The sequence below is a fragment of the Gaiella sp. genome (assembly GCF_057140465.1).
This window is the reverse complement of sequence record NZ_DBNHWK010000091.1, coordinates 35,122-56,046: the sequence shown is the minus strand read 5'-3', so window position 1 is coordinate 56,046 and position 20,925 is coordinate 35,122. Positions and strand designations below refer to the sequence as shown.

Sequence of the window (20,925 nt, the reverse complement as noted above, 5' to 3'; positions counted from 1 at the left end):
CATGGCGGACGTCGTCACCACGAACCAGTTCCGGAACGGCATGCACATCGAGCACAAGGGCTCGGTGTGGCGGATCGTCGAGTTCCAGCACGTGAAGCCCGGCAAGGGCGGGGCGTTCGTCCGGACGAAGCTCAAGAACCTCGAGAGCGGAGCGGTGGTCGACGAGACGTTCCGGGCCGGGGAGAAGTTCGCGCGCGTGCACACCGAGGTGAAGCAGGTGCAGTTCCTCTACGACGACGGGACCGAGGCGCACTTCATGGACGAGCAGACCTTCGAGCAGTTCGGCCTGCCGAGGGCCGACCTCGCGGCGGAGCTCCCGTACATGCAGCCGTCGTCCTCCGTGCAGATCCTCACCGTCAACGGCAAGCCCTCCGGCCTCCAGCTCCCCGCGTCCGTCGAGCTCGCCGTCACGGAGACGGAGCCCGGCGTCAAGGGCGACACCGTGTCCAACGTGACGAAGCCCGCGACGCTGGAGACCGGAGCCGTCGTGCAGGTGCCGCTGTTCGTCAACGTCGGCGACCGCATCAAGGTCGACCCGCGCGAAGCCCGGTACATCTCGCGCGCCTGACCTCCGCCGGAGCCCGCGGTCGGGCGCCCGTGCCGCCGGGGCAACGCGCTATGGTCATGCCCCGATGCCACAGCTCCTCGACTCCACGATCCGTCTCCTGAGCCAAGAGCCGCTCGCCGGGAGCATCCCGACGGGCGAAATCCTCCGGATCGCGGAGATCCTCGACACGGCTGGGCTCGCATGCCTCGAGGTGTCGGGAGGCGGAGCGTTCGAGTCGACCGTGCGTCGTGGCGTCGAGAGCCCCTGGGAGCGGATCCGGGCGCTCGACGCGCGCACCGTGACGCCGCTCGGGATCGCCCTCCGGGGCCGGTTCCTCGTCGGCTCGCGTCCGGTCTCGGCCGACGTCGTGCAGCGCTTCGTCTCGTGCGCCGCCGAGAACGGGATCGACATCTTCCGGCTCCACGACCCGCTCAACGACGTCGCGAACCTGCGGGAGGCCGGGCAGGCGATCGTCGGTGCGGGGAAGACGCTCCACGTCGGCCTCGTGTACAGCCCGGGGAGAACCGGCGAGGTCGACGCGCTCGTCGAGCAGGCCCGTCCGGTGCCCGAGCTCGGCGCGGCCCGGGTGATCATCAACGACCCGACCGACGCGCTGCTGCCGCACCTCACCGAGGAGCTCGTGACCCGGGTCGGCGAGGTGACCGGGCTCCCCGTCGGGCTCCACGTCCAGGGCGCCGCCGGAACCGGGTTGCTGAACGCGATCGTCGCCACCCGCGTCGGGGCCGACCTGATCGCGACGGCCGTCTACCCGCTCGCGCTCACGTTGCACCGTGTCGCCGGCCAGTCGCTCGTCGAGGCCCTCCACGGGCTCGGCCGCGAGACGGGCGTGGACGTCGGCTCCCTGTGGGACGCCTCCGACATCGTCGACGAGTACATCGGCGACGAGCCGGTGGCGCCGGTCGCGCCGCGGATCGCGGTGCGGGCGGCGGAGTACGACCTCCCGGCGGGGCTCGTCGCGGCGCTCGACGTCCATCTCCGCGCCCATGCGGCCGGCGACCGGCTGCTCGACACGCTCTCCGAGGTGCAGCGGATCCGTGCGGACGCCGGTTGGCCCCCGCTCGCCGCGCCGATCGGCCAGATCCTCGGCTCGCAGGCGCTGCTCAACATCCTCTCCGCCCGGCGGTACGGAACGGTGCTCGACGAGTTCCGGCACCTCGTGGTCGGCGCCTACGGCGAGACGCCCGCACCGATCGACCCGTCGGTGCGCCGCGCCGTCGAGCTGCTCGCTGCCGACACGCCCGCGCTCGGGGACGATCCGCCGAGCGCCGAGGACGTGCGGGACGCCGCGGACGGGCTCGCCGCCGCGGAGGAGGACCTCGTGCTGATCGCGATGTTCGGCGAGGACGCGAGCGCCCTCCTGCGCACGATCCGGCAGCGACACTCGCGGGAGGCCTCCCTCCTCGTCGGCGACGTCGACGCCCAGCGGGCAGAGCGCATCCGCGAGCTCGTGAAGATCGTCCAGGAGTCCGGCGTCGGCGAGATCGAGATCGAGGACGAGGGCATGCGCGTCTCGGTGCGACGCGCGGACGAGCCTCAGCCCATGCGGGGCGGCATCGTCGTCACGGACGAGGCGCCGGCGGGGGCGGCCGCACCGTCCGGGAACGGCGGCCTCGTCCGGGTCGAGTCCCCGATGGTGGGCGTCTTCTACCGCTCCGCCGATCCCGGATCGCCACCCTTCGTCGACGTCGGCGACGTCGTCGCCGCCGGCCAGACGCTGTGCCTGCTCGAGGCGATGAAGCTGTTCAACGAGCTGACCGCAGAGGTCGACGGACGCATCCGGTCGATCCACGTCGAGAACGGCCAGCCCGTGGAGTACGGGACGCTGCTCTTCGAGATCGAGCCGGTCTCGACGCCTCCGGCGGTCTAGCGGCGCATGTTCGAGCGCGTCCTCGTCGCCAACCGCGGGGAGATCGCGGTCCGCGTGATCCGTGCCCTGCACGAGCTCGACATCGAGGCAGTCGCCGTGTACTCGACGGCCGACCGCGACGCGCTCCACGTGCGCATGGCGGACCAGGCGGTCTGCATCGGCCCGCCGGCGGCGTCCGAGAGCTACCTGCGTATCTCCAGCGTGATCGCGGCGGCGGAGACGACCAGCTGTGAGGCCGTGCACCCCGGCTACGGCTTCCTCGCCGAGAGCCCGGCGTTCGTTCGCGCGTGCGCGGAGAACGACCTCGTCTTCGTGGGGCCGAGCGCGGACGTGATGGAGCGGCTCGGGGACAAGGCGTCGGCCAAGGCGGAGATGCGAGCCGCGGGCGTTCCGCTCGTGCCGGGAACCGAGGGCACCGCGTCGCTGGCGCAGATGCGGGCCGCCGCCGCCGAGATCGGGTACCCGGTGCTCGTGAAGGCGACCGCCGGAGGCGGGGGGAAGGGGATGCGGCTCGTCGCCGCCGAGACGGAGCTCGAGCGCGCGTTCGCCCAGGCCGCCGCCGAGGCGGAGGCCGCCTTCGGCGACGGCGGCCTCTACCTCGAGCGCGCGCTCGCCCCCGCCCGGCACGTCGAGATCCAGGTGCTGTGCGACGGGCACGGAGGCGTGCTCACGCTCGGCGAGCGCGAGTGCTCGATCCAGCGTCGGCACCAGAAGCTCATCGAGGAGTCTCCGTCGTCGGCGCTCACGCCGGCGACGCGTGAGGAGATGGAGGCTGCCGTGGAGCGCGCCTGTCGCCACGTCGGGTACGTCGGGGCCGGGACGTACGAGTTCCTCCTGGGCGCCGACGGGGACCCGTACTTCATGGAAGTCAACTGCCGGCTGCAGGTCGAGCACCCGGTCTCCGAGCTCGTCACCGGCGTCGACATCGTCCGCGAGCAGCTGCGCGTCGCAGCCGACGCGCCCCTTGCGCACACGGGTCGCGCCGCGCGGTCGGGGCACGCGATCGAGATCCGCGTCAACGCCGAGGATCCCTCCCGCGGCTTCGCGCCGGCCCCGGGGCAGGTGACGCGGCTCCGGCTCCCGGGCGGGCCCGGCGTGCGGGTCGACACGGCGCTCGAGGAGGGCTCGGTGATCCCGCCCTACTACGACTCGATGGTCGCCAAGCTGATCGTGCACGACGATGACCGCCCCGCCGCGCTCGCGCGTGCGATCCGCGCGCTCGAGGAGCTCGCCGTCGAGGGTGTGCCGACCACCCGCGGGCTCGCGCTCGACGTCCTGCGCTCGGCCGGTTTCCGGGCCGGTGACTACTCGACGAGCTACCTTGAGGAGATGCACGATCGACTCCCCTCGCTGGCCCGCTCATGAGTCGCGGAGACCTCGTGACGAAGAACCGGCTGGGGCGCATCGTGCTCACCGGTGGCGCGCTCACCGCGCAGGCGGTGCGGGCGGCGCAGACCATTCACGGCGTCCGAGTGCGTCGACCGCGGCGCGGCGTGGGGATCGAGATCGAGGACGGGCGCGTCCACGTCGCGCTCCGTCTCGTGGCGGCGGCCGGAACGGCGCTCCCGGCGGTCGGCGAAGCGATCCAGGGCGCCGTCGCCCAGGCCCTCGAGCAGACCACGGGGTACGCCGTCACCGTCGACGTGACCTTCGACGGGATCGACGCGTGATGGCGATCGGGCGCCGGCAGGCGCGGCGGCAGGCGCTGTTCCTCCTCTACCAGTGGGATCTGACCGGATTGCCGCTCGCGGGCCTCTTCGACGGCGAGCCCGACGCGTTCGCGCTCTCGCTCGCGGAGGACGTCGCCGTCCGGGCGGACGCGCTCGACCGGGTGATCTCCTCTGCATCCGACGAGTGGCCGGCCGACCGCCTGGGTACGCTTGAGCGGAACATCCTGCGGATCGGCGTCTTCGAGCTCGAGGAGGGTGAGGTGCCGCCCGAGGTGGCGATCAACGAAGCGGTCGTGCTCGCGAAGCGGTACGCGTCCGAGGACGCGGCGCGGCTCGTCAACGGGATCCTCGGCCGCGTCCAGCGTGAGGTGGCGGCCCGGTGACCGAGGCCAACGCCTCCTTCCAGCGCGCAGAGGAGCTCCTCGAGCGCCTACGCCTGAAGATCGAGCGCCTGGAGGCGCTCGCGAGCGGAAGCGGCGACGTCGACGAGGCGGTCGACGACCTGGCCGAGGTCGCCGACATCGCGAAGGAGATCGAGGCCGAGGTGCAACGCGCGCGGCAGGCCGCCGATGCGGGAGCCTGACGAGCTCCGGGCGCTCGTCGAGCACGGGCTCGAGGATCTCGTCCTGACGCCTGAGCTCGGGGATCTCACCGAGGTCATGCGCTACGCGCTCGCCGGAGGCGGCAAGCGCATCCGTCCGACGCTGTGCCTCGCGACCGCGGAGGCGGCAGGGGGGAGCGTCGAGGAGGCGCTTCCCGCCGCGCTCGCGCTCGAGCTCGTGCACACGTTCTCCCTCGTCCACGACGACCTGCCGGCGATGGACGACGACGACGAGCGCCGCGGTCGACCGAGCGTCCACGTCGTGTTCGGGGACGGGGTCGCGCTCCTCGCCGGAGACGCCCTCCTCACCGAGGCCTTCCGTCTCGCCCTCTCGTACGAGCGGGTCGACATCGCCCGCGAGCTCGCCGTCGCGACGCAGGGCATGATCGCCGGGCAGTTCCTCGACATCACCGATGCCGACGTCGACCTCGGGCGACTGCACCGGCTGAAGACGGGAAGGCTGTTCGGCGCGTCCATCGGCCTCGGGGTCAGGGTCGCGAACGTCCCGGAGGACGTGCAGCTCGACTGGCGGGCGTTCGGCGACGAGCTCGGCCTGCTCTTCCAGGTCGTGGACGACGTCCTCGACGGCGACGGCTACGTCCTCCGCCTCGGCGCGGACGGAACCCGGGAGCTGGCGGCCGACGCCGCCGAGCGTGCCCGGGCCCGGTTGGGCGAGATCGCGGCGGACACGAGCGTCCTGCTCGAGATCGTCGACGGGCTCGCCGTTCGGACTGCCTAGCCGGAACTCGGGACGGACGGCCCGGCTCGCGCGAGGCCTCGGGAGCCGGGGCCACCCCGTTCCTCCACCCGCGATGAGCGTACCCGCCGTTCCTCGCCCACGTCTGTCACGGATGAGCGCCGATCGTGATCCGCTTCCTCCACAGCCGGTGGATGCCACCTCGCGGCAACTCCTCGACGGCCATCGTGTCCCGGCTCCAGCCACCCTCCGCGACGATCGCGAGGAAGCGAGCGGCGTGGCGCCGTCCCGGATCGGCGACGAGCGCCTCTCCGTCGCGGGCGACGATGTCGCCGAGCAACCGGGCGAGTGGAGCCGCGTTCCGCTCCTCGTAGAGGACGTCCGCCGCGAGCACGAGGTCGAAGCGCCGGTCACCGATCGCCTCCGGGGCGCGCCAGTCGACGTGGAGTGGACGCACGACGACGCCGTTCCGGTGCGCGTTCGCCGCCACGAGGCGGAGAGCCTCGGGCGCCCAGTCGGTCGCGAACACCCGTGCTCCGGCGCGCGCGGCGGTGATCGACGGGACGCCGAGCCCGCAGCCCAACTCGAGGACCGTGCGGCCACCGAGGGCGCGTGAGGCTACGGCGCGGGCGAGCGCGACGCCGGACGGCCACAGCTCGGCCCAGTAGGGCAGGAACTCGCACTCGTCGAACCTCGCCTCGTCGATCAGTGCGTCTGCGTCCTTCGGCCGTTCGATCTCGAGCCGCCAGCGGCCGACGTCGACCTCCTCCACGACGGTGTCCATCTCCGCGCGAGAATGCCAGGGATGCGGAAGCGACTCGATGTCCTCCTCGTCGAGCGGGGGCTCGCCGAGAGCCGGAGCAAGGCACAGGCGCTCGTGATCGCGGGTCTCGTCCCCGGGTACGACAAGCCGGGCACGCAGGTGGACGAGCGCGCCGAGCTCACGGTCGTGTCTTCGCCGGCCTTCGTCTCGCGGGGGGGCGAGAAGCTCGCGCACGCACTCGACGCACTCGACCTCGACCCGTCGGGCCACGACTGCCTCGACGTCGGAGCGTCGACGGGTGGCTTCACCGACTGTCTCCTCCAGCGAGGAGCAGCGCGGGTGATCGCCCTCGACGTCGGCCACGGCCAGCTGCATCCACGACTCCGGGACGACCCCCGCGTCACGGTGCTCGAGCGCGTCAACGTCCGCCACCTCGCGACGCTGCCGTTCGCGCCCGACCTGGTCGTCTGCGACGTCTCCTTCATCTCCGTCAGGACCGCGCTGCCGGCGGCCCTCCGTCTCGCCGCGCCGTCGTGGGAGGGGCTCGTCCTCGTCAAGCCGCAGTTCGAGGCTGTACGCGGAGAGGCCCCCAAGGGCGTCGTCCGTGATCCCGCCGTCCAGAGGCGCGTGCTCCGAGAAGTCTGTGCGGTTGCGTCGGACTGGGGCGCGCAGGTGCTCGGAGTCGTAGACTCGGGGGTGCCCGGGCCGAAGGGCAACCGGGAGTTCTTCGTCCATCTGCGAGCGAGCGAGAGCGCGACCGACCCCGATGACGTCGACCGCTGGATCGACCGTGCCGTTGACTGATCGGCCCCCGGTGCGTCGTGCCGGCGTCGTCACCCACGGACGCCCGGAGCAGATCGGGGCCGGGATCGCGCGACTGCAGACCGTCGCTCGCGAGTCGGGGGTCGACCTCGTCGTCTCGCCCGAGGAGGCCGCGAAGCACGCGATCGCGCCGAGCGACGGCGACGGCGGGGTCGACATCGTCGTCGTCCTCGGGGGGGACGGCACGATGCTGCGCGCACTCGCTCGGCAGCTGGGCGACGGGATCCCGGTCGTCGGCGTCAACTTCGGTCGTGTCGGCTTCCTCAGCGCGATGGACCGCGACGGGCTGGAGTCCGGGCTGACGCGGATCTTCGCGGGCGACTACGACGTCGTCGAGCTGCCGACGATCGAGGTCGTCGCGGCCGGTGTCCGGCACGTCGCGGTGAACGACGTCGTCGCCACGAGCGGCTCGCTCGGACGCATGGTCGAGCTCGAGTGGGCCGTCGGGGGCGAGCCGCTCGGCCGTGTTCCCTGTGACGGGGTGATCTGCTCCACGCCCTCGGGCTCCACGGCCTACAACCTCTCGAACGGCGGCCCGGTCCTGATGTGGGGGATCGACGCGATGGCGCTCACGTTCGTCGCGCCGCACTCCTTGCACGCCCGTCCGCTGGTCGTGCCGCGCGGTCGTGACGTGCTCGTCTGGAACCGGACGGAGAGCGTGCCGGTCGCGGTGCTCGTGGACGGCCACCGGGTCGCAGAGGTCTCACCGAGCGAGCGCGTCGACATCCGGCTCGCGCAGGAGCGGTCGCTGCTCGCCACGCTCCCCGAGGCGACGTTCGTCAGTCGCTACCGTCAGAGCTTCTCCGCCTGATCGAGGCCGGCCGTCCGGAGAGGACGGTGCCGCGCGACGCACGCCGGTCTACGATCCACCGTGTGCTGCGTCGCCTCCGGATCGAGAACCTCGTCCTGATCCGCGAGGCAGAGCTCGTCCTCTCCCCGGGGCTGAACGCCGTGACGGGCGAGACCGGCGCCGGCAAGACGATCCTCGCGCAGGCGATCGGCCTCCTTCTCGGGGCGAGAGGGGACGCGGCGATCGTCGGCGAGGCGGGGGACGAGGCGTACGTCGAGGCCGAGCTGGACGTGCCGGACGAGCTCTTCGACGGCGACCTCGCGGCGCTGGCCGACCTCAGGCCCTCCGACGAGCCCGGGCTCGTGCTCGCGCGCCGCGTGTTCGCGGACGGCCGCACACGGGGCTACGCGTGGGGTCGGGCCGTGGCGCGGGACGATCTCGCCGCCGCCGCCGAACGCCTGATCGCGATGTCCGGGCAGTTCGAGCAGCGTCGCCTCGCGCGACCGGCGTACCAGCTCGAGGTGCTCGACCGCTTCTGCGGTGAGGAGCAGGGTCGCCGGCTCCGGGAGGCACAGGGGGCCTGGCGGACGCTTCGCGACGCCCAGCGTCGCCACGACGAGCTCGCAGGCGACGCGGGCGCGGCCCGTGCCCGGCTCGCGGAGCTCCGGGCGCTCGTCGAGGACACCTCGGGGCTCGAGGCCGGAGAGGAGCAGAGCCTGCGCGAGGCGCGCGAGCGCATGCGGCACGTGGCGGAGCTGGGTGCCGGCGCGGTTGCGGCCTGCGAGGCGATCGAGCCGGAGGACGGTCCGGGAGCGGCCACGCTCGCCGCTGCGGCGGAGGCGGCACTAGCGCCCATCGAGCGCCTCGCGCCCGAGCTGGCAGGCAGCGTCACCGAGCTGCGAGAGCTCACGATCCGGCTGCGGGAGCTCGCGACCGACCTGCGCCGTTTCGTCGACGGCCTCGACACCGACCCGGCGACGCTCGAGGAGATCGAGGAGCGGCTGGAGCTGTGGGCGGACCTCCGTCGGCGATACCGTGCGCAGACCCCGGACGAGCTGATCGGTCGTCGCGACGCCGCGCTCGTCGAGCTCGAGGCGCTGGCGGAGGGGGGCGACCCGCTCGACGTCGCGCGGGCCGACCTGGAGGACGCCCGGCGACGCATGGAGGTGCTCGCGGACGAGCTCGGCGCCGCCCGCCGGGCCGCGGTCGACGACTTCAAGGCCGCGGTCTCGGCCGAGCTCCAGGGCGTCGGCATGGGCGAGGGCGAGTTCGCGGTAGAGCTCGAGGGCCGCGAGCTCGGGCCGACGGGCCGCGACGACGTCTCCTTCCTCGTCCGACCCAATGCGGGGCTTCCGCTCGCCGCCGTCGCGTCGACGGCGTCGGGCGGAGAGCTCTCGCGCATCGCGCTCGCGATCGCCGCCGTCGCCGGCGGCGAGACGCTCGTCTTCGACGAGATCGACGCCGGGATCGGAGGGACGACCGCGCACCGCGTGGCCGACACGCTGCGGCGGCTCGCCGGCCGTGCCCAGGTGCTCACGATCACGCACCTCCCCCAGATCGCGAGCGTCGCGGATGCGCACTTCCGGGTCGAGAAGCTCCCCGGTGACCCGACGCACACCCGGATCGAGCTGCTCGCCGACGACGACCGCCGCGCGGAGCTCGAGCGGATGCTCGGCGGCGAGGAGTTCCTGAGCCTCGTCGCCCGTGGCGACGGCTCGACGACGAACGACGACGTGAGCCGCTGAGGCGCGTCGACGTGGGGGAGCGTGTGGCGCGGCGTCGGTGGCGGCGCCCCGGGGCGGTCGTCCTGCTCGCTCCCTACGATCCCGGCGAGATGGCGATGCTCGGAGAGGCCGGGGCGGGTGTGCGCGGGGCCGTGATAGGTTTGCATCCCGTGGAGCCGTTCACGGGTCGGTGGAGCTGCCTCATCGGCGCTCCCGGCACCCTCGGCGTCCCGGCGCTGTGTGCCGTGACCCGACGGGGATGCGACCCGTGCCTCGACCCGTCGAGGCCGCGGACGTGACCGAGCGGGCCACGAAGTACGTGTTCGTCACCGGCGGCGTCGTCTCGGCGCTCGGCAAGGGGATCGTCGCCGCGTCGCTGGGCCGGCTCCTCAAGGCCCACGGGCTGCGCGTCCAGGTGCAGAAGTTCGACCCCTACCTGAACGTCGATCCGGGCACGATGAGCCCGTTCCAGCACGGCGAGGTTTTCGTCACCGAGGACGGAGCGGAGACCGACCTCGACCTCGGCCACTACGAGCGCTTCATCGACGAGAACCTCTCGCGCAACGCGAGCCACTCGGCCGGGGCGATCTGGGACACGGTGCTGCGCAAGGAGCGCAGGGGCGAGTTCCTCGGGGCGACGGTGCAGGTCATCCCGCACATCACGAACGAGATCAAGTCGCGTATCCGGAGGGTCGCGGAGAACGACCCGGTCGACGTCGTGATCTCGGAGATCGGCGGCACCGTCGGAGACATCGAGTCGCTGCCGTTCCTCGAGGCGATCCGCCAGTTCCGGCGGGAGGTCGGCCTGGACAACGTGGTGTACGTCCATGTCACGCTCGTCCCGTTCGTCGACGCCGCGGGTGAGCTGAAGACGAAGCCGACACAGCACTCGGTGAACGAGCTGCGCCGTATCGGCATCCACCCCGACATCGTCGTCTGTCGGTCGGGCGACGAGCTCTCGGAGGAGATCCGCGACAAGATCGCGCTGTTCGCCGACGTCGATCCCGGAGCCGTGATCTCGTGCCCCGACGTCTCGGACGTGTACCTCGTCCCGGAGCGGTTGCAGCGCGAGGGGCTCGACGCACTCGTCTGCGAGCAGCTCGGACTGGACTGCCCTCCCGCCGACCTCGGCGAGTGGGCCGAGCTCACCCGGCGCATCGCGGCGCGGCGGACGGAGGTCGAGATCGCGCTCGTCGGCAAGTACGTGAAGCTGCACGACGCCTACCTCTCCGTCCACGAGGCGCTCAAGCATGCCGGAATCCACCACGGCTGCCGCGTCCGCGTCCGCTGGGTGGACGCGGAGCACATGACGTACGACGAGGCGGTCGACGAGCTCGAGCGTGCCGACGGCGTCCTCGTCCCGGGCGGGTTCGGGTCACGGGGCTGGGAGGGGAAGATCCTCGCCTGCCAGGTGGCACGCGAGCGGGAGATCCCGTACCTCGGCATCTGCCTCGGCATGCACGTCGCCGTGAGCGAGTTCGCCCGCCACGTGTGCGGGCTCGACGGCGCCAACTCGACCGAGATGGACCCGGAGACGCCGCACCCCGTGATCGACCTCCTGCCCGAGCAGAAGGAGATCGAGGACCTCGGCGGGACGATGCGCCTCGGTGCGCAGGCCGTCGAGCTGCTCGAGGGGAGCGCGGTGCGCGAGGCATACGGCGTCCCGATCGCGCACGAGCGGCATCGCCACCGGTACGAGGTGAACAACGCGTACCGCGACCGGCTCTCGGCCGCCGGCCTCGTCGTCTCGGGGACGTTCCAGTCGGGTCGCCTCGTGGAGATCGTCGAGCTCCCGGATCACCCGTGGTTCGTCGCCAGCCAGTTCCACCCCGAGTTCAAGTCGCGCCCCACGCGGCCGGCGCCCCTCTTCCGCGAGTTCGTCGGGGCGGCGCTCGAGCGCGCGCGAGCGCGGGCCGGCGTGCGCGTCGAGACCGCCCGCTAGCGAGGCGTCGTGCAGGTCGAGGCGCTGGCGGCGGGAGTCTCGTGACTGCTCCCGGCATGCTCGACCTGTTCCTCGCGCTCTGCGAGACGCCGAGCCCACCGGGGTCGGAGCGGCCGGTCGCCGACCTCGTCACGGCGACGCTCGATGCGTTGGGGCTCGCGTGGGAGGAGGACGGCTGCGGGGCGGCGGTCGGCTCCGACGCCGGGAACGTCCTCTGCCGTCTGCCCGGTCGCCGCGGAGGCACCCCGATCGTGCTCTGCTCGCACCTCGACACGGTTCCGCCGCAGGGGCCGATCCGGCCGGTCGTCGAGGACGGGTTCGTGCGGAACGCCGGCGGCACGATTCTCGGCGCCGACAACAAGGCGGCGGTGGCCGTGATGCTGGAAACGGCACGCCGCGTCCTCGCGGAGGATCGGCCGCACGGCGGGATCGAACTGCTCTTCACCGTCAAGGAGGAGGTCGGGCTCCTCGGCGCCTACGCCTTCGACCGGGCGCTCCTGGAGGCGGAGGTCGGCTTCGTGTACGACCAGGCGGGCCCGATCGGCGAGATCATCCTCGGCGCGCCGTCGGCGCGGTCGATCGAGGCGCGCTTCCACGGGCGGGCGGCGCACGCCGGCATGGCGCCGGAGGAGGGCCGCTCGGCGATCCTCGCCGCCTCCCGGGCGATCGCCGACCTCAGGCTCGGCCGCGTCGATGCGTTGACGACGGCCAACGTCGGCATGATCGAGGGCGGCGCCGCCCGCAACATCGTGCCGGAGCACTGCCGCGTCATCGCCGAGGCGCGCTCGCACGACGAGCAGTCGCTCGTGGCGCTCGTCCAGGAGATGGTCGACGCGTTCGCGTTCGCGGCCAGCCTCTCCGACTGCACCGTCGAGACGGAGGTGCGCACCCAGTACCGCGGATACCGCTTCCGGGACGACGACCTCCCGGTCCAGCTCGCGACCGCGGCCCTGACGCGATGCGGGCTCACGCCGACGACGTCGCTCTCCGGCGGCGGCGCCGACGCGAACGCGCTCCACGAGCACGGCCTGCCGTGCCTGAACCTCGCGAACGGCATGGCCGAGATCCACACGCCGGACGAGCACATCGCGGTCGCCGACCTCGAGACGATGGTGGACGTGACGCTCGCGCTGGTGGGCGCAGCCCTGGAGGCGTGATGCCGGTTGCGCTGCACTGGGGGACGGTGACGGCGATCAGGGAGCGGGAGAGCAGGCTCGTCCGGCTCGAGGTGGACGGGCGGCCGTGCGTCTCCTACCCGGAGGTCACGGGTGACGTGCGCGAGGGCGACGTCGTGCTCGTGAACACGGAGGCGCGGGAGCTCGGCTTCGGCTCGGGGGGCTTCGACGTCCTCTACGCCAACCTCACGCGTGGCCTCCGACTGCCGGCCGCCGACGGGCCGCGGGCCGCGGCGCTGCCCTTCGCGCCGGGGCAGCACGGCCGTCACTTCGCCGAGCAGGGCGTCTCCCTGCCGGACGGGCTGGACGGCCGGCCGGTCGTCTGCTGCAGCGTCCACGGCCAGGTGGCGCCCGTGTGCGCCGCGCTTCGCGGCCTCCGGGTCGCCTACGTGCAGCTCGGCGGAGGTGCGCTCCCGGTCTGCCTGTCCGATGCGCTGCGCGCCCTGCGCGCACGCGGGCTGCTCGAGGTGACGATCGCGGTCTCCCCGTGCCTCGAGGCCGAGCTCCAGTGCGTGACGGTGGCCTCGGCGCTGCTCACCGCCGCTGCGCGTGGTGCCGAGGCGATCGTGGTGGCGATCGGCCCCGGGGCCGTCGGGACGGAGTCGGCGTACGCCAACGGCGGCATCGCCGCCGCCGACGGTGCCAATGCTGCGTGCGCGCTCGGCGGCACGGCCGTCCTCGCCCCGTGCGTCTCGCTCGCGGACACGCCGGAACCGCACCAGGGCCTCTCCGAGCACACGCGGGCGGCGTTCCGGCTCTGCCTCGGGCACGTCCGTGTCGCCTGGCCCACCGGGCTCGACGTCCCGGCCGGAATCGCGGTGGAGGCCGTCGACGTCCGGGGATGGGAGAGCGAGTGCTCGGGGCTCCCGCTCGATCACCGTGGCCGCGGCATCGAGGAGGATCCGTGGTTCTTCGCGAGCGCCTTCGCGGCGGGTCGGCTCGCGCGGGGGCTCACGCCGTGATCGAGCAGCGGAAGCTCGGACCCGTCGTCGGCCTCGGCACGTACGGGACGTTCGACGACGACGCGGACATGGCGACGCGCGTCGTCGGCGCCGCCTTCGACAGTGGCGCCACGCTCGTCGACTCGTCCCCGATGTACGGCGGCGCCGAGCAGTCGCTCGCCGCCGCGCTCGCCGGGCGTCGTGACGCGGCCGTCGTCGCGACGAAGATCTGGACGCCGGACGTCGACGAGGGCCGTGCCCAGTACGCGAGACAGCAGCGCTGGTTCGGCCGCGTCGAGATCGAGCAGGTGCACAACCTCGTCGCCTGGCGCGAGCATCTGGCCTGGCTCGAGCGCGAGCGGGACGAGGGCCGGATCGACCGCCTCGGCGTCACCCACTACGACGCGAACGCGTTCGAGGAGCTCGAGACGGCGTTGCGGACCGGCCGCTTCGACACGGTGCAGGTCCCGCTCAACCCCCGCGAGCGCGAGTGCGAGCGTCGGATCCTGCCGCTGGCCGAGGAGCTCGGGATCGCGGTGATCGTGATGCGGCCGCTCGGAGGGAAGGTTCGCGGCGCGTGGCTCCGGGGATCGTTGCTGCGACGCGACCCGGGCCCCCGGGCGCTCGAGCCGCTGCGTCCCTTCGGCGTCGAGACCTGGCCGCAGGCGCTCCTCGCCTGGGCGCTCTCCGACCCGCGCGTCGACGTCGTGATCCCGGCGACGTCGCGCCCGGAGCGTGCGCGGACGAACGTGGCGGTCGGCTCGCCGCCGTGGCTCGGAGAGGACGAGCGGACGCTCGTCTCGAGGCTCGCCGGGGCAGCATGAGGCCGCGGATCGTCGTCACGCGGCCGATCCCGGCACCTGCCCTCGACCTCCTCGCGCCCGCCGGCGAGCTCTGGGTCTCCGCGGAGGACCGGCCGCTGTCGGTCACCGAGCTCCACGAGGCCGTCGCAGGGGCCGACGCCGTCGTCACGCTGCTGCACGACCGTGTCGACGACGCGTTCCTCGACGCCGCCGGTCCGGCGCTCCGCGTCGTCGCGAACGTCGCCGTCGGCGTCGACAACGTCGACGTCGACGCGTGCCGTGCGCGTGGTGTCGTCGCCACGAACACGCCCGGCGTGCTCACGGAGGCGACGGCGGACCTGGCGCTGGCACTGATCCTGATGGCCACGCGCCGGCTCGGGGAGGCCGAGCGGCTGGTCCGTCGCGGCGAGCGCTGGAGCTGGAGCATGACGTTCCACCTGGGCCGCGGGCTCCAGGGCGCCACGCTCGGAGTCGTCGGTCTCGGCCAGATCGGCACGGCGACGGCACGGCGCGCCCGCGCGCTGGGGATGGAGATCGTCTACACGGGCCGACGCCGGGCGAGCCCGGAGGTCGAGCAGGAGCTCGGCGCACGGTTCACGACGCTCGACGACCTGCTGCGGACGAGCGACGTCGTCTCGCTCCACTGCCCGCTGACACCGGAGACGCACCACCTCGTCGACGCCGACGCCCTGCGCGCGATGAAGCCGTCCGCGTTCCTCGTGAACACGACGCGCGGCCCGGTCGTCGACGAGGGCGCCCTCGTCGAGGCGCTCCGCGCCGGGGCGATCGCCGGCGCCGGTCTCGACGTCTTCGAGCGGGAGCCGGAGGTGCACCCGGGGCTGCTCGAGCTCGAGCAGGTCGTCCTCCTCCCGCACCTCGGCTCGGCGACGATCGAGACGCGCGAGGCGATGGCGCTGCTCGCCGCAGAGAACGTGGTCGCCGTCCTTCGGGGTCACGCGCCACCGACTCCCGTCACCTGAGCGCCCCGTCGCCTCCCGCGCGATCTCGCGTCGACCGGTGTCGCGTCGCGCCCCGACCACGTCGTGCGCGCGGTCGCCCCCGCCTCCCGTCGACTGCAGTGAGCACCCCGGGTGCCCGGACGCTATCGTCCCGCGCGCGATGCGCATCGGAGTCGCCAAGGAGATCAAGACGCAGGAGTTCCGTGTCGCCCTGACCCCGGCAGGAGCGCTCGAGCTCACGCGCCAGGGGCACGACGTGCTCGTCGAGGAGGGCGCCGGCGTCGGTTCCGCGTTCGCCGACGCCGACTACGAGGCGGCCGGTGCGCGGATCGTCTCCCGTGACGCCGTCTGGGAGCAGGCCGAACTGCTGCTCAAGGTCAAGGAGCCGATCCCCGAGGAGTACCCGCGGCTCCGCGACGGCCTCGTGCTGTTCACGTACCTCCACATCGCGGCCGACGAGCCGCTGACCCGTGCGCTCGTCGACTCCGGGATCACGGCGATCGCGTACGAGACCGTCGAGACGGCCGACCGGCGGCTGCCGCTCCTCGCACCGATGAGCGAGGTGGCGGGGCGGCTGGCGCCGCAGATGGGCGCCTGGGCGCTCGAGAGGGCACAGGGTGGCCGCGGGATCCTGCTCGGCGGTCTTCCCGGCGTGCCGCCGGCGAAGGTCGTGGTCCTCGGCGGTGGGGTCGTCGGCTACAACGCCGGCCTGATCGCGGTCGGCATGCAGGCCAACGTCTGGATGCTCGACCTGTCGGTCGACCGGATGCGGGACCTCGAGGTCGCGCTGCGCGGGCGCGTGACGCTCGCGCAGTCGAGCGTCCTGCAGGTCGAAGACGCGATCGTCGATGCCGACCTCGTGATCGGTGCCGTCCTCGTTCCCGGCGCACGCGCGCCGAAGCTCGTCACCCGGGAGCTGCTCTCCGCGCTCAAGCCCGGCGCCGTCCTCGTCGACGTCGCGATCGACCAGGGCGGGTGCTTCGAGACGTCGAGGCCGACGACGCACGACGACCCCGTGTACGAGGTCGACGGGATCGTCCACTACTGCGTCGCGAACATGCCGGGCGCGGTGCCCATCACGTCGACGAAGGGCCTGACGAACGTCACGCTCCCGTACGTCGAGGCGATCGCGGCGAAGGGGGCCGAGCGGGCCGTCGCCGAGGACCCCGCGCTGGCGCGCGGCGTCAACGTCGTCGCCGGCCAGGTCGTGTACGCGGCGGTGGCGGAGGCACACGGGATCCCGTTCACCCCGCTCGGCGACGTTCTCCCCCTGGTCGGCGTGTAGCGCCCGCTAGTCGCCGCCGGCGGCGCGCGCCTTCTCCCGGGCCCGCTGCTCCTTCGCCGCCTCGGAGGGCGAGATCTTGACGACGGCCCACGTCACGGCCGCCGACACCGCGAGGATGGCGGCCACGTAGCCGGCCAGCTCCACCAGGCTCAGGAGATCGCTCATCGGCCGCGTAGAATAGCCATATGCCTGACCGGACGTCTCCGTGCCTCCGGTCGGCGGCCGACGACCGTCCCCGCCGACACCACGCGAGCAGCCGTTAGTGCCGCGCGCGTGCGTGATCGTGCTCGACGCCGTCGGCGCGGGGGCGCTGCCTGACGCGGCCGACTACGGAGACGAGGGCTCCGACACCCTCGGCAACGTTGCGCGTGTCGTCGGCGGCCTCGATCTGCCGAACATGGAGGCGCTCGGTCTCGGCAACGTCGAGCCGCTCGAGGGATGTCCGCCGCAGCCCGCCGCGCCCGCGGTCGCCGGACGGCTGGTCGAGCGCTCGAAGGGGAAGGACACGACCGCCGGGCACTGGGAGCTGATGGGCGTGGTCACGCCCGTGCCGTTCCCGACCTATCCGTACGGGTTCCCGGACGAGGTGATCGACCCGTTCATGAACCGCACGGGGAGGGGGGTGATCGGCAACCGGCCCGCGTCCGGGACCGAGATCATCCAGGAGCTCGGCGAGGAGCACCAACGCACCGGCAAGTGGATCGTGTACACGTCGGCGGACTCCGTCTTCCAGATCGCAGCCCACGAGGAGACGATCCCGCTCCAGGAGCTGTACGAGGGCTGTCGGATCGCACGGGAGATCCTCACCGGGAAGCACGCGGTCGGGCGCGTGATCGCGCGCCCGTTCGTCGGGGACGCCGGCCACTACGAGCGCACGCCCAACCGCCACGACTTCTCGCTCGAGCCCAGGCGGCCCAACTACCTGACGACGATCCGCGACGCGGGTCATCCCGTCTACGGCGTCGGGAAGATCCACGACATCTTCGCCGGCTGCGACATCGACGAGTCCTTCCCCACGAAGTCGAACCCCGAGGGCATCACGCGCATCATCGAGCTGATGGAGAACATCGACTCGGGGCTCGTCTTCGCGAACCTCGTCGAGACCGACCAGGTCTGGGGGCACCGCAACGACCCGGTCAACTTCCACCGGTGCCTCCAGGGCTTCGACCGCCGCCTCGCGGACATCCTCGACACGCTGCGCGACGGCGACCTGCTCGTGCTCACGTCGGACCACGGTTGCGACCCGACGACCCCGTCGACCGACCACTCGCGGGAGCACGCGCTCCTGCTCCTCTATGCGATGGGTCGCAACGCCGCCGGTCGGGTCCACGAGGGGGAGTTCGCCGACGTCGGCGCGACCGTGAACGCCTGGCTCGGTGGCAAGCACCCGGGCAGGGGCGTCCCGGGGACGCCGATCGTCGAGCCGTGAGACTCAACGATCCGGAGGCCGTCCTCGCCGAGTACGCGAGCCCCGACGGGCTCGAGGGCCGTCGCGCCGCCTACCGCCACGCCGAGGGCACCGATGCCGTGGAGACCGCCTTCGCGGCCGTCGCCGAGGTCGCGCCGCGATCGATCCTCGAGGCCGGCTCGGGCCCCGGGATGCTCGCTGCGCGGATGGCGGCCGAGTTCGGCGCCGCGGTCGTCGCGCTCGACGTCTCCGCGCGCATGGTGGAGCTCGCCCGCGAACGGGGCGTCGACGCGCGCCTCGGCGACGTGCAGGACCTGCCGTTCGACGACGCCGAGTTCGACTGTGCGGTGGCGGCGTGGATGCTCTACCACGTCGCCGACGTCGACCGCGCCCTGGCCGAGCTCGCCCGCGTCCTCCGACCCGGGGGCCGACTGGTCGCCGTCACGAACGATCTCGACCACATGGCCGAGCTGCGCGAGCTCGCCGGCCTCCCGCGACTCCGGCCCGAGACCCCGTTCAGCGCACGGAACGGCGCGGAGCTCCTCGGCCGGCGCTTCGCGACGGTGGACGTGCGCGACGCGCGCGGGACGATCCGCTTTCCCGATCGGGCCTCGGTCGAGGGGTACGTGCGCGCGTCCGCCCGCCTCGGGTTCTACGGTGACGGGGAGCTGGCCGCGTTCGAGACGCCGCTCGTCGCGACCCGCGCCGCCGTCGTCTTCGTCGCGGAGACCGCGCGATGATCCGGCCGGCGGAGCTGATCGAGCGCAAGCGGAACGGGGAGGAGCTCCCCGCCGACGCGCTGGCCGAGCTCGTGCTCGCCTACGCCCGTGACGAGGTGCCCGACTACCAGATGGCGGCCTGGTGCATGGCGGTGTACTTCCGGGGGCTGTCGGCAGCGGAGACGTTCGCCCTCACGGACGCCATGGTCCGCTCGGGCGAGACGCTCGACCTCCGATCCGCGCTCGGCAGGCGGGTCGTCGACAAGCACTCGACGGGGGGCGTGGGGGACAAGACGTCGATCGCGGTCGGGCCGATCGTCGCCGCGTGCGGCGTTCCCTTCGGGAAGATGAGCGGCCGGGGGCTCGGGCACACCGGCGGGACGCTCGACAAGCTCGAGGCGATCCCGGGCTTCCGCGTCGAGCTGACGACCGAGGAGTTCGTCGCGCAGGTGCGCGAGATCGGTCTCGCGATCGTGGGCCAGTCGGGCGACCTCGTCCCCGCGGACAAGAAGCTCTATGCGCTTCGCGACGTCACGGCGACCGTCGACGTCGTCCCGCTGATCGCGTCCTCGATCATGTCGAAGAAGCTCGCCGGGGGTGCCGACGCGATCGTGCTCGACGTCAAGGTCGGCGACGGCGCGTTCATGAAGACGCTCGACGACGCCCGCACGCTCTCGGAGGTGATGCTCGAGCTCGGACGGCGCGCCGGCAAGGAGGTCGTCTGCCTGCTGACCGACATGGGCCAGCCGCTCGGGAGCGCCGTCGGCAACGCGCTCGAGATCCGCGAGGCGGTGGAGACGATCCGCGGCGAGGGCCCGCCGGACTTCACGGAGCTGGTGCTCGACGCGTGCGCACGCCTCCTGGCGCTCTCCGACCTGGGCGTCGACCTCGACGAGGGCCGCCGCCGGGCGGAGGCCGTCACGGCCGACGGCTCGGCGCTCGCCGCGTACGAGCGCTGGGTGCGCACGCAGGGCGGTGACCCGTCGCTGGACGCGCTCGAGCGCGCGCCGGTCGTCGCCGAGGTCGTCGCCGCGCGGGACGGGGTGGTCGTCGACCTCGGCGCGCTCGCCGTCGGGGTGGCGGCGCTCGAGCTCGGCGCGGGCCGCCGGGCGAAGGGGGACGCCGTCGACCACGCGGTCGGCGTCGTGTGTCGCGCCAAGCGCGGGACGGTCGTGAGCGTCGGCGACGTGCTCGCCGAGGTCCACGCGCGATCCGGCGATGCCGCCGCGGCGGCCGTCGCCGCGGTCGGTGACGCCTACGCGATCGGCGACGAGCCGCCCCGTCAGCGCGACGTCCTGCTCGGCGTGGTCTCCTGACCGCTACCGGGGGCCGACGGTGCCGGAGCTCCCCGAGGTCGAGACCGTGCGGCGCGTGCTCGAGCCCGCGCTCGTGGGCGCGCGCATCCTCCACGCGGAGATCGTCGACCCGCGCCTGACCCGTCCGTTCGACCCGGGGATCGTCGCCGCCGAGCTCGTCGGAGAGCGGGTCACGGCGGTCGGGCGCCGCGGGAAGTACCTCCTGGTCGTCCTCGGCCCTGGTCGGGTGCTGCTCGTCCACCTGCGGATGACCGGGTCGTTTCGCGTCGCCCCGCGGGCGTCGCTGCCGGCGGACGCCCATCGCCGTGCCCTCCTGCGCCTCGACAACGGGCTGGACGTCGCGTACCGCGACCTGCGGCGGTTCGGGACGTGGGAGCTCCTCGAGCCCGTGGACGTCGAGCCGCATCTCGCCGATCGGCTCGGGCCGGAGCCGTTCGCGCGCGTCGTCACCGGCCGCTGGCTCTCGGATCGGGTCACGCGAAGGCGGGCGCCGCTGAAGGCGGTGCTCCTCGACCAGCGCGTCGTCGCCGGCCTCGGGAACATCTACGTCGACGAGGCGTTGTGGCGCGCCCGGCTCCATCCCGCTCGGCCGGCCGCGTCCCTCGACGCAGTGGACGGCGCCCGGCTCGTGCGGGCGATGCGGGCGGCACTCCGCGTCGGCATCGACCGCCAGGGCGCAACGCTCCGCGACTACACGGCACCCGACGGCCGAGAGGGCACGATGCAAGACGAGTTCCATGCCTACGGCCGGTCGGGGGAGCCCTGCTCGCGCTGTCGTGCCCCGCTGGAGCGCACGGTCGTCGCCGGGCGGGGGACGACGTTCTGCCCACGGTGCCAGCCGGCGCCGTGAACCGCAGGGGCCGGGCCTAGACTGC

General features: G+C 73.1%; 22 protein-coding genes. 20 read left to right on the top strand and 2 right to left on the bottom strand.

Annotated elements, in window-relative coordinates; translation table 11 throughout:
• Position 1: 1 nt before the first annotated feature.
• From efp to AC162C_RS13100, 7 genes are all read left to right on the top strand, one after another.
• Entirely contained in the window at positions 2–568 is a 567-nt protein-coding gene (gene efp, locus AC162C_RS13130; RefSeq protein ID WP_484097936.1) for an elongation factor P, read from the top strand.
• Positions 569–632: 64 nt separating this feature from the next.
• Complete coding sequence (gene accB / locus AC162C_RS13125) at positions 633–2,435, top strand: acetyl-CoA carboxylase biotin carboxyl carrier protein (RefSeq protein WP_484097935.1); 1,803 nt, start codon at positions 633–635, stop codon at positions 2,433–2,435.
• A gap of 6 nt (positions 2,436–2,441) precedes the next feature.
• A complete protein-coding gene (locus AC162C_RS13120; protein WP_484097934.1) occupies positions 2,442–3,800 on the top strand; it encodes an acetyl-CoA carboxylase biotin carboxylase subunit in 1,359 nt (452 codons plus the stop codon).
• Positions 3,797–4,105 (top strand): Asp23/Gls24 family envelope stress response protein, encoded by a 309-nt coding sequence (locus AC162C_RS13115; protein ID WP_484097933.1) that lies wholly within the window; start codon positions 3,797–3,799, stop codon positions 4,103–4,105. Before AC162C_RS13120 ends, AC162C_RS13115 begins: the two co-directional genes overlap by 4 nt.
• Positions 4,105–4,488, top strand: coding sequence for a transcription antitermination factor NusB (nusB, locus tag AC162C_RS13110; protein ID WP_484097932.1), 384 nt, complete (start codon positions 4,105–4,107; stop codon positions 4,486–4,488). The genes AC162C_RS13115 and nusB overlap by 1 nt, the downstream gene beginning before the upstream one ends.
• Positions 4,485–4,688, top strand: coding sequence for a hypothetical protein (locus tag AC162C_RS13105; RefSeq protein ID WP_462973850.1), 204 nt, complete (start codon positions 4,485–4,487; stop codon positions 4,686–4,688). The genes nusB and AC162C_RS13105 overlap by 4 nt, the downstream gene beginning before the upstream one ends.
• On the top strand, positions 4,675–5,445 hold the full coding sequence (locus AC162C_RS13100) for a polyprenyl synthetase family protein (protein WP_484097931.1): 771 nt from the start codon (positions 4,675–4,677) through the stop codon (positions 5,443–5,445). The genes AC162C_RS13105 and AC162C_RS13100 overlap by 14 nt, the downstream gene beginning before the upstream one ends.
• 106 nt (positions 5,446–5,551) lie before the next feature.
• On the opposite strand, the gene AC162C_RS13095 is transcribed toward AC162C_RS13100, so the two are convergent.
• Positions 5,552–6,187: a class I SAM-dependent methyltransferase gene (locus AC162C_RS13095; RefSeq protein ID WP_484097930.1), complete on the bottom strand. Its 636-nt coding sequence runs from the start codon at positions 6,185–6,187 to the stop codon at positions 5,552–5,554.
• 21 nt (positions 6,188–6,208) lie between these two features.
• Here AC162C_RS13095 and AC162C_RS13090 point away from each other — a divergent pair, with 21 nt between their 5' ends.
• The 9 genes from AC162C_RS13090 to ald all read left to right on the top strand — a co-directional run bounded on the left by AC162C_RS13090 (position 6,209) and on the right by ald (position 16,607).
• Positions 6,209–6,970 (top strand): TlyA family RNA methyltransferase, encoded by a 762-nt coding sequence (locus tag AC162C_RS13090; protein ID WP_484097929.1) that lies wholly within the window; start codon positions 6,209–6,211, stop codon positions 6,968–6,970.
• Between the two features lie 10 nt (positions 6,971–6,980).
• On the top strand, positions 6,981–7,799 hold the full coding sequence (locus AC162C_RS13085; protein ID WP_484097928.1) for an NAD(+)/NADH kinase: 819 nt from the start codon (positions 6,981–6,983) through the stop codon (positions 7,797–7,799).
• Between the two features lie 62 nt (positions 7,800–7,861).
• Positions 7,862–9,523 (top strand): DNA repair protein RecN, encoded by a 1,662-nt coding sequence (locus AC162C_RS13080; RefSeq protein ID WP_484097927.1) that lies wholly within the window; start codon positions 7,862–7,864, stop codon positions 9,521–9,523.
• A gap of 274 nt (positions 9,524–9,797) precedes the next feature.
• On the top strand, positions 9,798–11,444 hold the full coding sequence (locus AC162C_RS13075) for a CTP synthase (RefSeq protein WP_484097926.1): 1,647 nt from the start codon (positions 9,798–9,800) through the stop codon (positions 11,442–11,444).
• A gap of 56 nt (positions 11,445–11,500) precedes the next feature.
• Entirely contained in the window at positions 11,501–12,601 is a 1,101-nt protein-coding gene (locus AC162C_RS13070; protein WP_484097925.1) for a M20/M25/M40 family metallo-hydrolase, read from the top strand.
• Positions 12,601–13,581 (top strand): DUF3866 family protein, encoded by a 981-nt coding sequence (locus tag AC162C_RS13065; RefSeq protein ID WP_484097924.1) that lies wholly within the window; start codon positions 12,601–12,603, stop codon positions 13,579–13,581. Before AC162C_RS13070 ends, AC162C_RS13065 begins: the two co-directional genes overlap by 1 nt.
• On the top strand, positions 13,578–14,384 hold the full coding sequence (locus AC162C_RS13060) for an aldo/keto reductase (protein WP_484097923.1): 807 nt from the start codon (positions 13,578–13,580) through the stop codon (positions 14,382–14,384). The genes AC162C_RS13065 and AC162C_RS13060 overlap by 4 nt, the downstream gene beginning before the upstream one ends.
• The gene (locus AC162C_RS13055) at positions 14,381–15,343 is read left to right on the top strand and encodes a 2-hydroxyacid dehydrogenase (RefSeq protein WP_484097922.1); all 963 of its coding nucleotides are present in this window, start codon (positions 14,381–14,383) and stop codon (positions 15,341–15,343) included. Before AC162C_RS13060 ends, AC162C_RS13055 begins: the two co-directional genes overlap by 4 nt.
• Before the next feature lie 139 nt (positions 15,344–15,482).
• Positions 15,483–16,607, top strand: a complete 1,125-nt coding sequence (gene ald, locus AC162C_RS13050; RefSeq protein WP_484097921.1) for an alanine dehydrogenase — start codon at positions 15,483–15,485, stop codon at positions 16,605–16,607.
• 6 nt (positions 16,608–16,613) lie between these two features.
• Here ald and AC162C_RS13045 read toward each other — a convergent pair whose 3' ends face one another.
• Positions 16,614–16,772 carry a hypothetical protein gene (locus AC162C_RS13045; RefSeq protein ID WP_484097920.1) on the bottom strand — a complete coding sequence of 53 codons (159 nt, stop codon included), beginning with the start codon at positions 16,770–16,772 and terminating at the stop codon, positions 16,614–16,616.
• Positions 16,773–16,869: 97 nt separating this feature from the next.
• Here AC162C_RS13045 and AC162C_RS13040 point away from each other — a divergent pair, with 97 nt between their 5' ends.
• From AC162C_RS13040 to mutM, 4 genes are read left to right on the top strand one after another with little or no spacing between them, the layout of a single operon-like run.
• Positions 16,870–18,036, top strand: a complete 1,167-nt coding sequence (locus AC162C_RS13040; protein ID WP_484097919.1) for a phosphopentomutase — start codon at positions 16,870–16,872, stop codon at positions 18,034–18,036.
• Complete coding sequence (locus AC162C_RS13035) at positions 18,033–18,755, top strand: class I SAM-dependent methyltransferase (RefSeq protein WP_484097918.1); 723 nt, start codon at positions 18,033–18,035, stop codon at positions 18,753–18,755. Before AC162C_RS13040 ends, AC162C_RS13035 begins: the two co-directional genes overlap by 4 nt.
• Positions 18,752–20,050 carry a thymidine phosphorylase gene (locus AC162C_RS13030; protein ID WP_484097917.1) on the top strand — a complete coding sequence of 433 codons (1,299 nt, stop codon included), beginning with the start codon at positions 18,752–18,754 and terminating at the stop codon, positions 20,048–20,050. The genes AC162C_RS13035 and AC162C_RS13030 overlap by 4 nt, the downstream gene beginning before the upstream one ends.
• A gap of 19 nt (positions 20,051–20,069) precedes the next feature.
• Positions 20,070–20,900, top strand: a complete 831-nt coding sequence (mutM, locus tag AC162C_RS13025) for a bifunctional DNA-formamidopyrimidine glycosylase/DNA-(apurinic or apyrimidinic site) lyase (RefSeq protein WP_484097916.1) — start codon at positions 20,070–20,072, stop codon at positions 20,898–20,900.
• Positions 20,901–20,925 lie beyond the last annotated feature (25 nt).